Below are 13,150 nucleotides of genomic sequence, written 5' to 3' on the forward strand. Positions count from 1 at the left end.
TCCGTTCGTCGTCGCCGAGACGCCCGCCGCAGTCGGTCGGACAGCCACGTGACGAAAAACGAGCCAGCCAATCTCCGGAAACGTCACAGGCCACTAAAACGACCGCTTGAGCAGGAGCGCTGTTGCATCGCCGATCGGCGTTCGGCCCGGGCTCCGCCACCGGCACGATGGGAACCAGCACGACGGGAACCTGCGACCGAGTACGACTCCGGTGCGTGGCCGGAGGTGCGAAGACGACTCGCGCCCCAGGCCAACAGCAGGAGCACGGCGAGCAGCACCAACAGGCGGCCGCCGGTGCGCACCACGTACGTGAAACTGCCCACCCAGACGAGGTCGAACAGACCGACGGCGGCGAGGATCGTCCCGGCGTAGACGCCGACCGCGGATGGCCGGTCAAGCGGCTTCGATGAAGCGCGGAGCAGCAGCCAATCGATAGCACGGACCACAAGGCCAGTGACCGGAATCATCAGGGCCAGCCCTGGCAGCCCGAAGTTGAACAGCCACTCACCATGCCATAGGGCGGCCTCGGAATGCGCCGTACCAGCCAACTCGGGCGACAGGAACGGGACCAGGTCGGCACCGAACCCGACCGGCTTTTCCGGCCAGATCGCGCGGGGAATCAAGCCGACCGCCGCGTTGAGGAAGGTCTCTCCCATTGCCATAGGCAGCGACCCCATCGCGTGGAGGTCGAGTAGCTGGGCAAACGAGTGCAGCGGGCTGACGGCCGACTCGAAGCCGTCCTCCTCCACCCCAGGAGACGCCGAGGCGTCGCTGGCGCGTAACCCCGCAAGAAACAGCAGGACCGGGGCCGCGCCGAGCAACACGAGAGACTTCGTGAGTCGCCGTCGGTCACGGTGGGCCGCGATCACCAGTAGGGCTAGTGCGAGCGCCCCGAGAACAAGACGACCAAAGCCGTTGAAGAGGTATATGAAATAGATCGCGAAGGCGACTCCGATGACCACTGCGCCCAGCGGGAGCCAGCGGCGCATCGGCCCTCCCAGCAAGCCCGCGGACAGGAGCAGGACCCCGATGAAGCCGGCCGAGTTCACAAGCGGTACCGATCCGGGAATCATTGTCGATCCGGCCACCGCCAGCGTCAGCAGGACGGCACCGCACCGCATTGCCCAGCCGGCCGTCCGGCCGTCCGCTTGGCCGGCGTCCGGCGGAAGATCGGGTATCCCAAGCCCACTCCAGAAGAGCAACCAGGTCGTCACCTGCACGAAATAGCAGATCGCCAGCGCAGGGAACAGGGAGGCTCCCGCAGCATCCGACCATGCCCGCGCCACCTGGTAGAGCCCGCTGAAACCGACGAAGAGGGCGAAGGCCAGATGGTAGAGGCCGACTGCCGTGATCCGGCAGGCACCGTCGCGCCAGAAGACCCATAGCCCGAACAGAGCCGACAGGGCACTCAGTACGAGGGCACCCTGACGAGGCCAGCCGGCCGACTCGACACCGTCGAGGACGAAGCACAGCGCGCCCGCGACCAGCCAGGTCGAACCGACGAAGCCCCGCCTGAGAATACTCGTCGGACGCCGCGTAACCCGGAAGGCGTGGATTCCGCGGGACGAACTCCGCAACGGCCCACGTCGTCCCTCCGCCACCATAGGCACCGGTTCGATGGATGCTGCCATGACCGTCGACTTTAGCCGAGAGTCGCTCCCGAAGCCGGTCGATCAAAAGGGCGGATGGCGCAATTGAGGCGTCACCTCTGGAGCTCTCACTCGTTGGCCAGACGTGGCTGAAAATTCCGGATATGCAGCCGAAGAGCACACCACTGCAGCCGCGAGAAATATTCGCAGCGCACGCCTTGCTAATACCACCTTTCAGCCGACACGACTGATCGACCAGTCGGGCTGGCCGACCCAAGCAGGGTCACCAAAGCAGCCCTATCGCGTCCTGCTGACGTGCGACTTCTTCGAGCCCGGATTCCGGGCCGGAGGTCCGGTACGCTCCGTGGCCAAACTACTGGACGACGTGTCGGCAGCCGTCGAGGTGACGATGGTCACGAGAGACCGGGACCTTGGCTGCGACCAGCCGTACTCCGGGCTCTCCGGCCAGTGGGTCCGGCGTCGACAGGCTCGAATCTACTATCTCGACGCGAAGAACCGTAGGCAGTTGTACCGAATCCTCCGCACGCTACGGTCCACCATGTTCGACCTTCTATATGTGAACAGCCTGTGGGCGACCTTCGCGGTCGTGCCCATCGTCGCCACGCGCATCGGCCTCCTACGGGTGAGGGAGATTCTCATTGCCCCTCGGGGTGAACTCTCACCGAGCGCGCTGAAGGTGAAGAGCTTCAAAAAGCGGTTGTTCCTGAGGGTGTGGCGACCGCTCATCAAGTCGTCGAGAGTACGCTGGCACGCCACCAGCGATCGCGAGGCGCAATCGATCGCCCAAGTCTTTCCCCGGGCGCGGATAGAGACCCGGCAAGTCGACGTGGCGCTCCCTCTTGAACCCATGGCACCCGTCGAGCTCGACGGCCCGCTGCGGCTAGTCTTCATCGGGCGAATTAACCCGATCAAAAACCTGTCATTGACGATCCTTGCTCTCGCCCGGATTACCCGGCCGGTAATTTTTGATCTGTACGGTCCTGTTGAGGATCCCGCGTACTGGGCCGAATGCCAGGACCTTGCCCGGCAGCTTCCCCCTGCGGTGACCCTCGCCTACGGGGGTGAGCTCAGGCCTGGAGACGTGCCATCCACCTTCGCCGGGTACGACGCGTTCGTCTTTCCGACACAGGGTGAGAACTTCGGGCACGTGATCGCCGAGAGCCTGTCCGCGTCCTGTCCGGTCATCTGTTCGGACCAGACGCCGTGGAGTTCGCTGCTTCGCGCGGGTGGCGGCATCGTGCTGGCGGACCTCACGCCGGCTGCTCTCGCCGAGCAACTCGACCAGTTGGCCAGGCGGACGCCGACCGAGCGGCTCGCCGCGCGCCGCGCAGCCGGTGACGCCTACCGGTCGTGGCGCGCCGAGGCACGCGGCCCGAACATTCTCGACCAGATCCGGCTGATCGGTTGACGGCCGAACGCATGCCAACCACGGTCAACGTCACGGCACAGTCCCCCCGAGCCGGCAACAGCAAGCTCCGCACCAACACCCTGGTCACATCGGCGAGCAGTCTGGCCAATGGCCTGCTGAACGCGGCAATGTTGGCATACGCGGCGCGACAGGGCCAGACCGGGCAGATTGCTGCTTACAGCGTCATGACTGCGGCCCTGACCTGGATCGCGATTCTGGTGATGGGTGGTTCGTCACTGCTGTACGTCTCCGGGACCGAGCACGAGCGTCTGGCCGCACGCAGTCAACGCCTGCTGATTGCGTTGCCGGTGATGGCAGCCGCCACATGCCTGCTCTCCGGCCTTTACGCAGCGCGGGGCTACGCAAGCACGGCTCTGATCGCGGCCGGATGCGTGCTAATGCTCAACAGCCTCGCCGAGCTGCGCTACAGCGATCTGATCCGGCAGCTGCGGTTCGTCGGCGTCTCCGCCGCCTCGACCGGCACCCGGCTGTTGGCTCTCGGACTGCTGGTCGGCGGCGTCCCGTTGACCGCAGCCTTGGCCACCGGGGCCGGCGTCTACCTGCTCTCCGTCGAGATTCTCGTTCGCCAGGCCGGGAACGGAGCTCCGCCGATCTGGTCGGGGCTGTCCGTCCGGGCGGCAAAGGGGGCGTTCAGGCTGAACCGCAGGCTGATGGGTTACAGCATCGGGGATGCGTTCAGCGCTCGAGCCGGGACCCTAGCGCTATCTCTGGTCGCCAGTCCACACGTGGTGGGCTGCTACGGGGCCCTGGTCAGCATTTACCAGGCGCTGGTGGCGGTCGTGTTCAGTGGCCTCCGGGTGCCGATGGCGATGCGGACCCGCCGCCGCCATCGGATCGGGCCACCACGCCCCGTCAGCCGCGAGGCCGAAGTCATCACGACGGCAGCCGCACTCGTGATCTCGGCAGGCATCGTCGGCTTCGCGCCCTGGCTCACCTCCGACGTGCTCGATCTAGACGTTGCCGGGGCTGCAGTTTGGTTACAAATACTCGCGATCGCCCTTCCGTTCGCCACCGTGAATCGGGCCTTTGCCCTGAGCCGAATCGGCGACGGCGACTACCGCGCTGCGACCCGGACGGCCATTGCCCTTGCCACCATCGTTCTGGTTGGGCTGGCCGCCCAGTTCGCAGAGCTCACGCCGACCGGAACCGCAGCAGCCGCTGGTATCGCGGAGGTGTCCGTCGCGGTCGCCATTCTGGTCGGCGCCGCGCGGCGCCGACGCGGTCGATCAGCACCGGCCGTGGGGACGGCGGATGCGCCAATCGGCACTGAGCAGGCATCGGTGCCGGGGTCCGTCACGGCCCCATGACCTGGTGAAGTCGATTTCGCTGCGCCTCCGGTCGCACCGTGCCTGGCACCGATCGGGCTGATGCGGAGTGCGGCGAAATGCGCGATTAACTGCACCGACCACCCGCAGCGGGATGTTACGCCGAATGTATTGACATGCGTAGGGGCCGGCACAAGGCTCGCCGCAGAAGTCCTTCGATCAAAGGGGGCAGGATGAGGCGCACACGGCTGGCGATCGCCGGCGTGTTCACTCTGGTCGGTGCGCTGGTGCTGACCGCACCGGCGAGCGCACGGCCACCGTCCGATCCGGGCGGTCGCGACGGCCGAGACGGCCTGGAGGTGTACGTCGGCACGGTCGATCCCGCGCAGCTGCACCAGTTGCGGGAGGCCGGTGTCGACCTCGGGCACGGCGCGACGCCCGACCAGTCCGGCAAGACGGAGATCGAGACGGTACTCAGCCGGGGTGAGGCCGCCCGGCTGGCCCACAAGGGTGTCGATCTCAAGGTCAAGAAGGTCCGCGGCAAGGACGCCTCGCAGGTGCTGCGGGAGCAGGGCGCGGCCGGCTGGCGGGCCTTCCGGTCGTACAGCGAGCCCGGCGGCATCCGCGACGAGATCACCGCGACCGCGGCCCGTTATCCGAAGCTGACCAAGGTGCAGAGCATCGGTCGGTCGGCCCAGGGCAAGCCGATCCTCGCGATCAAGGTCACCAAGGACGCGAAGAAGATCAAGGACGGCAAGCGGCCGGCGGTGCTCTACGGCGGCACCCAGCACGCCCGGGAGTGGATCACGCCGGAGATGACCCGCCGGTTGATGCACCACGTGTTGACCGGCTACGGCTCCGACCGGGAGATCACCCGGCTGGTGGACACCACCGAGCTGTGGTTCATACCGGTGCTCAACCCGGACGGCTACGACCACACCTTCACCCCCGGCAACCGGCTGTGGCGCAAGAACCTGCGCGACAACAACGACGACGGCCAGATCACCGGAGCCGACGGCGTCGACCTGAACCGTAACTTCAGCTACAAGTGGGGCTACGACAACGAGGGGTCGTCGCCGGACCCGGCCAGTGACACCTACCGGGGGCCGGGACCCAACTCGGAGCCGGAGACGAAGGCGCTGGACGCGTTGTTCAAGCGGCTCAGGTTCGAGTTCTTCGTCAACTACCACTCCGCCGCGCAGTTGCTGCTGTACGGCGTCGGCTGGCAGGTGGCCACGCCAACCCCCGACGACGTGATCTACGAGGCGATGGTCGGCGACGACGCGAACCCGGCGGTGCCGGGCTACGACCCGGACATCTCCGCCGAGCTTTACACCACCAACGGCGACACGGACAGCCACGCCACGGTGCGCTACGGCACGCTGGGCTTCACTCCGGAGATGTCCACCTGTCAGGCGGCGGCCGAGTCGGATCCGGACGACCAGTGGCTGCCGGAGGACTGCGTCAGCGTCTTCACCTTCCCCGACGACGAGGAGCTGATCGCCGCCGAGGTGGCCAAGAACATTCCGTTCGCCCTGTCGGTGGCGAAGTCGGCGCACGGGCCTGACGATCCGGTCTCGGTGGTCGGCCGCAGCGCCCCGGACTTCGTGGTGGACGCTTTCGACGTGTCGTACGGCCGGACCCAGCAGGTCGCCGCGATCACCCGCCGCTCGCTGAAGAACGTCAAGCTGAACTGGTCGATCAACGAGGGCCGGACGAAATCCACCCGGGTCCGCGAGTGGCGCGGCGGTGAACGCTACGGCGACACCCACGACGACTACTACGCCGAAATGCGCGGCAAGGTCACCGGTGCCCGGCCCGGCGACCGGGTGCGGGTCTGGTTCACCGCGACCAGACCGGGCCGGGGCAAGGTCAGCAGCGAGCGCTTCAGCTACCGGGTGCACGACGACATCGGCGGGGACATGCTGGTGCTGGCCGTGGAGGACGTCACCGGCGTGAGCCCGGCCCAGGACACCACCACGGCGAAGTACGCCGACGAGATCGCCGCCTCGCTGAAGGCGGCCGGGCGCAGCAGCGACGTGTACGACTTCGACGCGATGGGGCGTACCGCGCCGCACCACCTGGGGGTGCTGTCGCACTACGACGCGGTGGTCTGGGAGACCGGCGACGACATCATCCTGCGCGAGCCGGGTCAGGTGCCGGGCACCGTGGCGAAGGCGGCGGTGGACATCGAGCTGTCCGTCCGGGACTACCTCAACGAGGGCGGCAAGCTGCTGGTCAGCGGCAAGTACGCGCTGTACGCCCAGGCGGCCAACGGATCGTACGGCTACCTGCCGGACGCCCCGCCGGAGTGCACCGACGCGGACGATCCGGCCTGCCTGCCGCTGCTGAACGACTTCCAGCAGTACTGGCTCGGGGCGTACAACTACGTCAGCGACGGCGGCACGTCACCCGACGGGCAGCCGTACCCGGTGCTCGGCGAGGAGGGCCGGTTCGCGGGGTTCACCGGCGCGCTCAACGCCGACGGCTCGGCGGGCAACCAGGACCACACCGCGTCGTTCCTGACCACGTCGAGTTTCCTGCCGCCGGCCCAGTTCCCACAGTTCGCCAGCTCCGCTCCGGTGGGCTGGGGTCGTCCGGGCGGCGCGCCGTTCGATCCACGTACCGGCGAGTGGTACCTGTTCAGCGGGCAGTCCGACGAGTCCTACAAGCGGCTCACCAGGACCGTGGACCTGACCGGGGCGAGCAGCGCCGAGCTGCGCTTCTTCACCTCGTTCGACATCGAGACGAACTGGGACTTCATGTTCGTCGAGGCGCGTGCGGTCGGCACCGACGACTGGACCACCCTGCCGGACGCCGGGGGCCTGACGACCCAGGAGACCGGGGACAGCTGCGCCTCCGGCTGGGTGGCTGAACTGCACCCGTTCCTCGCCCACTACCAGGGCGCGGACTGTTCGCCGACCGGCAGCACCGGCCAGTGGCACGCGGCGACCGGCACCTCCAACGGCTGGAAGGAGTTCGTGGCCGACCTGTCCGGGTACGCGGGCGGGCAGGTGGAGGTCTCGATCAGCTACGCCAGCGACTGGGCCACCCAGGGCCTCGGCCTGTTCATCGACGACACCCGGGTCGTGGTCGACGGGGCCACCGTCGCCGAGACGTCGTTCGAGACGGACCTCGGCGGCTGGACGGTGGCCGGTCCGCCGACCGGGTCCACCCCGGCGGCCAACGACTGGTCGCGTAGTCAGCAGGCGTTCGAGGAAGGGTCGGCGGTGGTCACCCCGGACACCGTCTACCTGGGCTTCGGGCTGGAGGGGCTGGCACCGGCGGCCCGCGACGAGCTGGTCGCCCGGTCGCTGACCCACCTGACCGGTCGACCGCGCCGGTAGCGGCGGTCCAGGGCGCGCCGGCGGTGTCCCACCGCCGGCGCGCCTTGCCGCGTACCGGCATGACGGGCGTGCGGACTGTGATGAGCTGTGGGCATGGACCGCATCCGGCTCGGGCTGGTGCTGCACCCCACCCGGGACGTGTCCCCGGTGGTGGACACCATCGCCGCCTGGGCCGCGCGGCACCAGGTGGAGCTGACGGTACGCGAACAGGACCGGCAACGGGTGCCCGAGTCCGTCCGCCCGGTACCGGAGGACCAGCTCCCCGCCGGAGCGGACGTACTGGTCAGCGTCGGCGGGGACGGCACGATGCTGGGCGCGCTGCGGGCGGCCGTACCGGATCCGAAGCCGGTGCTCGGCGTACACCTCGGCAAGTTGGGGTTTCTGGTGGAGGTGGAGCCGCCGGAGCTACCGGCGGCGCTGGACCGGCTGCTGGCCGGCGAGTACACCGTCGAGTCACACAGCTGTCTGGCCTGCGACGTGTGCGGCGACGACGTGGTCGCGTTCAACGACATCGCGTTGATCCGCCGCCCCGGTCAGGGCTTCGTCACCGCGACCCTGGCGGTGAACGGGCAACAGTACGGCTACTACCGCTGTGACGCGCTTGTGGTGAGCACCCCCAGCGGGTCGACCGCCTACAGTTACGCCGCCGGCGGGCCGCTGATCTCTCCCGCGACGCGTGCCGTGGTGGTCACCCCCAGCGCGCCGATGTCCGGCATTTCGCGATCGGTGGTGCTCTCCTCCGACGAACGGGTCCGGCTGGAACTGCGTCCCGGGTCCGCCCCGGTCGCGATCGAGGTGGACGGCCAGGTGATCCGGGACGGGTCGACCTCCGGTGCGGTGGACATCGGCTACCGCACCGACGCGGGCCTGGTGGTCCGCCTCGACCCGGCCCGCTACCAGGAACGCAGTCAGCTCAAGCTGAGCCTGCTCGACCTGCCGCTGCTGCCGGAGCAACTCCGCGAGCTGCTCCCCGAAAATCTGCGCCGCCAACTCGGCCGCCGCGAACAGCCCCCACCGCGCTGAGCTGCCGGTGTGATGCGGTCAGGCGTTGTCGAGGACGTCGGTGACCAGGGCCTGGGCCTCCTGCTGCACCCGAGCCAGGTGCTCGGGGCCCTGGAAGGACTCCGCGTAGATCTTGTAGACGTCCTCGGTGCCGGACGGGCGGGCGGCGAACCAGCCGCTCTGCGTCGTCACCTTCAGCCCACCGATCGGCGCCCCGTTGCCGGGGGCGGTGGTCAGCGTGGCGGTGATCGGCTCACCGGCCAGCTCGGTCGCCTTAACCTGCTCCGGGGAGAGCTTGCCGAGCACGGCCTTCTGCTCCCGGGTGGCGGGTGCGTCGATGCGGGCGTACGCAGGTGCGCCGAAGCGGTCGGCCAGCTCGGCCCAGTGCTCGCTCGGGGTACGCCCGGTGCTGCCGATGATCTCGGCGGCGAGCAGGCAGAGCAGGATGCCGTCCTTGTCGGTGGTCCAGGTGCCGCCGTCGCGGCGCAGGAAGGACGCGCCGGCGCTCTCCTCGCCGCCGAAGCCGACCGCGCCGTCCAGCAGCCCGGGCACGAACCACTTGAAGCCGACCGGCACCTCCAGCAGCGGTCGGCCGAGGTCGGCGGCCACCCGGTCGATCATCGAGGAGGAGACCAGGGTCTTGCCGACCGCCGCGTCCGGGCCCCAGTTGTCGCGGGTACGGAACAGGTGGGCGATGGCGACGGCCAGGTAGTGGTTGGGGTTCATCAGCCCGGCGTCGGGGGTGACGATGCCGTGCCGGTCGGCGTCGGCGTCGTTGCCGGTGGCCACCTGGTACTCGGCGCGCCGGGCGATGAGCGAGGCCATCGCGTTCGGCGACGAGCAGTCCATCCGGATCTTGCCGTCGCCGTCGAGGGTCATGAACCGCCAGGTCGGGTCGACGCTCGGGTTGACCACGGTCAGGTCGAGGCGGTGCCGGTCGGCGATCTCGCCCCAGTAGTCGACGCTGGCGCCGCCGAGCGGGTCCGCGCCGATGCGCACCCCGGCGGCGCGGACCGCGTCGAGGTCGAGCACCGCCGGCAGGTCGTCGACGTAGCGGCCGAGGAAGTCGTACGTGTCGGTGGTGTCGGCGGCGCGGGCCCGCGCGTACGGGATGCGGCGCACCTCCTTGAGCCCGGCGGCCAGGATCGCGTTCGCGCGGTCCTGGATCCACTTCGTGACGTCGGAGTCGGCCGGACCGCCGTGGGTGGGGTTGTACTTGAATCCGCCGTCGTCCGGCGGATTGTGCGACGGAGTGATGACGATGCCGTCGGCGAGCGCGCTGGTGCGTCCCCGGTTGTGGGTGAGGATGGCGTGCGACACCGCCGGGGTGGGGGTGTAACCGTCGCGGCTGTCCAGCAGCACGGTGACGTCGTTGGCGGCGAGCACCTCCAGGGCGTCGACGGCCGCCGGGGTGGACAGCGCGTGGGTGTCCCGGCCGAGGAAGAGCGGGCCATCGACGCCCTGCTCCCGTCGGTAGTCGCAGAGCGCCTGGGTGACGGCGAGGATGTGGTCGGAGTTGAAGGCGTTACGCAGGCTCGACCCGCGATGCCCGGAGGTGCCGAAGGAGACCTGCTGCGCCGGGTCGGCCGGGTCGGGATGCTCGCTGTAGTAGGCAGTCACCAACCGTGGTACATCGACCAGGTCGGCGGGCTCGGCGGGCTGCCCGGCACGGGGATGACTGCTCAAGGCTGTATTGACCTTTCGTTCGCGACTGCGGGGCTCCGCTGCGCTGCACTCCTCGCGCTCACGGTTCTACCTTCTGTCCTTTGCCGATGACCACGATGCCGTTGTCGGAGACCGTGTATCGCTGCCGGTCCCGTTCCAGGTCCACGCCGATCTCGGCGCCCTCGGGCACGTAGACATTCTTGTCGAGGATGGCCCGGCGGACCACCGCGTGCCGGCCGATCTCGACACCTTCCATGAGTACGGAGCCGTCCACGTGGGCCCAGGAGTGGACCTTCACCTTCGGCGAGACGATCGAGTTCTCCACCAGGGAGCCGGAGATCACCGCGCCGGGCGAGACCATCGAGGCGACCGCCCGGCCGACCCGCTCCCCCCACTGGTGCACGAACTTGGCCGGCGGGAACGGGGGCTGCTCGGTGTAGATCGGCCAGTCGAAGTTGTAGAGGTTGAACACCGGGTGGACGTTGATCAGATCCATGTGCGCGTCGTAGAACGAGTCGAGGGTTCCCACGTCGCGCCAGTAGCCGCGGTCCCGGTCGGTGCTGCCGGGCACCTCGTTGTCGCGGAAGTCGTAGACGTTCGCCTCGCCGCGCTCGACGAGCATCGGGATGATGCTGCCGCCCATGTCGTGCTTGCTGGTCTTGTCGTCGGCGTCGCGCTCCACCGCCTCGCACAGGGCCTTTGTGGTGAAGACGTAGTTGCCCATCGAGGCGTAGATCTCGTCGGGCGCGTCGGGCAGGCCCACGGCGTCGGTGGGCTTCTCCCGGAAGGCCCGGATCCGTCGGCCGTCCTCGCCGACCTCGATGACGCCGAACTGGTCGGCCGTCGACAGCGGCTGCCGGATGCCGGCGACGGTCACCCCGGCGCCGGAGGCGATGTGGTCCTCCACCATCTGCCGGGGGTCCATCCGGTAGATGTGGTCGGCGCCGAAGACGATCACATAGTCGGGCTGCTCGTCGTAGATCAGGTTGAAGCTCTGGTAGATCGCGTCGGCGGAGCCGGCGAACCACCAGGGGCCACGGCGCTGCTGCGCGGGCACCGGCGTGACGTAGTTGCCGAGCAGCGTCGACATCCGCCACGTCTTGGTGATGTGTCGGTCGAGGGAGTGGGATTTGTACTGGGTCAACACGACGATCTTCAGATAGCCGGCGTTGGCCAGGTTGGAGAGGACGAAGTCGACCATGCGGTACATCCCGCCGAACGGGACGGCCGGCTTGGCCCGGTCCGTGGTCAGCGGCATCAGGCGCTTGCCCTCTCCGCCGGCCAGGACGATCGCGAGCACCTTGGCAGCCATGAACAGACGCTATCCATACCGCTGCCGGTTCACCACTCGTACGGGACAGTTCCGCAGCCGGGTGCGGCGCCGGATTCTGCACTAGGGTGCCGGGCATGACCGACTCCGCACAGCTACGCGTGGACCTGCTGACCCGGGAGTACCCACCGGAGGTCTACGGCGGCGCCGGGGTGCACGTCGAGTACCTGGCCCGGGAGCTGCGCCGGATCACCGACGTGCGGGTGCACTGCTTCGGTGCGCCGCGTACCGAGCCGGGAGTTCGGGCGTACGCCGAACCGGCGGCCCTGATCGGCGCGAACGCCGCGCTGCGCACCATGGGCGTGGACCTGGAGATGGCCGCCGGATGTGCCGGCACCGACGTGGTGCACAGCCACACCTGGTACGCGAACCTGGCCGGGCACACCGCGAAGCTGCTGTACGGGGTGCCGCACGTGGCGACCGCGCACAGCCTGGAGCCGCTGCGACCGTGGAAGGCCGAGCAGCTCGGCGGCGGCTACGCGCTCTCCTCGTGGTGTGAGCGCACCGCGTACGAGGCGGCCGACGCGATCGTGGCGGTCAGCGCGGGGATGCGGCGGGACGTGCTGGCCGCGTACCCGTCGGTGGACCCGGACCGGGTGCACGTGATCTACAACGGCATCGACACCGCGCAGTACACCCCGGATCCGGGCACGGACGTGCTGGCGCGACTCGGCATCGACCCGGCCCTGCCCAGCGTGGTCTACGTGGGGCGGATCACCCGGCAGAAGGGCCTGCCGCACCTGCTGCGCGCCGCCCGCGAGCTGCCGGCGGACACCCAGCTGGTGCTGCTGGCCGGCGCGCCGGACACCCCGGAGATCGCCGCCGAGGTGGAGGGCCTGGTCGCCGAGCTGCGGGAGAAGCGCTCCGGGGTTGTCTGGGTGGCCGAGATGCTGCCCAAGCCCGAGGTGATCCAGGTACTCACCCACGCCACCATCTTCGTCTGCCCGTCGGTGTACGAGCCGATGGGCATCGTCAACCTGGAGGCGATGGCCTGCGAGACGGCGGTGGTGGCCACCGCCACCGGCGGCATCCCCGAGGTGGTCGCCGACGGCGAGACCGGCCTGTTGGTCCCGCTCGACCAGGCCGGCCTCGACGGCACACCCGTCGACCCGGCACGCTTCGAGGCCGACCTGGCGGCCCGCCTGAACGAGCTGCTGGCGTCTCCCGAGCGTGCCGCCGCACTCGGCCGGGCCGGCCGGCACCGCGCCGTCGAACACTTCTCCTGGGACGCCGTCGCCGCCCGCACCCTCGACCTCTACCGCTCCCTGCTGAAGTAGGGAAGGAAGGGTCACCTTCTCCCGTTCTTACCGCTCGCCGCGCAACAGCGCCATCAGGGCGTCGGTGGGCATCTGCGCGGTGGAGGTCGCGCCGCCACGGCCACGCATGTGCCGCACAAGGCGCGAACCCCGACTCTCGCAGCTGCGCCCGCCAGCCGACTGACGCAATCTTGGAAAGTTTGCGTTAGCGATGAACGGAAACTTTCCAAGATTGCATAGGCGCTG

General features: G+C 68.9%; 8 protein-coding genes. 5 read left to right on the plus strand and 3 right to left on the minus strand.

The features are described 5' to 3' along the window. Positions 1-83: 83 nt before the first annotated feature. On the minus strand, positions 84-1,631 hold the full coding sequence (locus O3597_RS15770; protein WP_281601596.1) for a hypothetical protein: 1,548 nt from the start codon (positions 1,629-1,631) through the stop codon (positions 84-86). Between the two features lie 322 nt (positions 1,632-1,953). Here O3597_RS15770 and O3597_RS15775 point away from each other — a divergent pair, with 322 nt between their 5' ends. The 4 genes from O3597_RS15775 to O3597_RS15790 all read left to right on the plus strand — a co-directional run bounded on the left by O3597_RS15775 (position 1,954) and on the right by O3597_RS15790 (position 8,674). Then, positions 1,954-3,018 carry a glycosyltransferase gene (locus tag O3597_RS15775; RefSeq protein ID WP_281601597.1) on the plus strand — a complete coding sequence of 355 codons (1,065 nt, stop codon included), beginning with the start codon at positions 1,954-1,956 and terminating at the stop codon, positions 3,016-3,018. Beyond that, on the plus strand, positions 3,015-4,346 hold the full coding sequence (locus O3597_RS15780) for a hypothetical protein (protein ID WP_281601598.1): 1,332 nt from the start codon (positions 3,015-3,017) through the stop codon (positions 4,344-4,346). The genes O3597_RS15775 and O3597_RS15780 overlap by 4 nt, the downstream gene beginning before the upstream one ends. 191 nt (positions 4,347-4,537) lie before the next feature. Continuing rightward, positions 4,538-7,651 (plus strand): M14 family metallopeptidase, encoded by a 3,114-nt coding sequence (locus tag O3597_RS15785; RefSeq protein WP_281601599.1) that lies wholly within the window; start codon positions 4,538-4,540, stop codon positions 7,649-7,651. Positions 7,652-7,744: 93 nt separating this feature from the next. After that, positions 7,745-8,674 carry an NAD(+)/NADH kinase gene (locus tag O3597_RS15790; RefSeq protein ID WP_281601600.1) on the plus strand — a complete coding sequence of 310 codons (930 nt, stop codon included), beginning with the start codon at positions 7,745-7,747 and terminating at the stop codon, positions 8,672-8,674. 18 nt (positions 8,675-8,692) lie between these two features. Here O3597_RS15790 and pgm read toward each other — a convergent pair whose 3' ends face one another. Both pgm and glgC read right to left on the minus strand, forming a co-directional pair. Then, complete coding sequence (pgm, locus tag O3597_RS15795; protein ID WP_281601601.1) at positions 8,693-10,339, minus strand: phosphoglucomutase (alpha-D-glucose-1,6-bisphosphate-dependent); 1,647 nt, start codon at positions 10,337-10,339, stop codon at positions 8,693-8,695. Positions 10,340-10,397: 58 nt separating this feature from the next. Further along, the gene (gene glgC / locus O3597_RS15800) at positions 10,398-11,630 is read right to left on the minus strand and encodes a glucose-1-phosphate adenylyltransferase (RefSeq protein ID WP_164445325.1); all 1,233 of its coding nucleotides are present in this window, start codon (positions 11,628-11,630) and stop codon (positions 10,398-10,400) included. Between the two features lie 95 nt (positions 11,631-11,725). Between glgC and glgA the strand changes: the two genes are divergently transcribed. Next, positions 11,726-12,925 carry a glycogen synthase gene (gene glgA, locus O3597_RS15805; RefSeq protein ID WP_281601602.1) on the plus strand — a complete coding sequence of 400 codons (1,200 nt, stop codon included), beginning with the start codon at positions 11,726-11,728 and terminating at the stop codon, positions 12,923-12,925. The last annotated feature ends 225 nt before the right edge of the window (positions 12,926-13,150 follow it).

The sequence above is a fragment of the Verrucosispora sp. WMMA2044 genome, assembly GCF_027497155.1.
Taxonomy (GTDB): Bacteria; Actinomycetota; Actinomycetes; order Mycobacteriales; family Micromonosporaceae; genus Micromonospora; species Micromonospora palythoicola.

Excerpts from the sequence above, each read along its gene's own strand:
- glgA (WP_281601602.1), top strand. The coding sequence starts at position 11,726 with ATGACCGACTCCGCACAGCTACGCGTGGACCTGCTGACCCGGGAGTAC.
- O3597_RS15785 (WP_281601599.1), top strand. The coding sequence starts at position 4,538 with ATGAGGCGCACACGGCTGGCGATCGCCGGCGTGTTCACTCTGGTCGGT.
- O3597_RS15790 (WP_281601600.1), top strand. The coding sequence starts at position 7,745 with ATGGACCGCATCCGGCTCGGGCTGGTGCTGCACCCCACCCGGGACGTG.
- glgC (WP_164445325.1), bottom strand. The coding sequence starts at position 11,630 with ATGGCTGCCAAGGTGCTCGCGATCGTCCTGGCCGGCGGAGAGGGCAAG.
- O3597_RS15770 (WP_281601596.1), bottom strand. The coding sequence starts at position 1,631 with ATGGCAGCATCCATCGAACCGGTGCCTATGGTGGCGGAGGGACGACGT.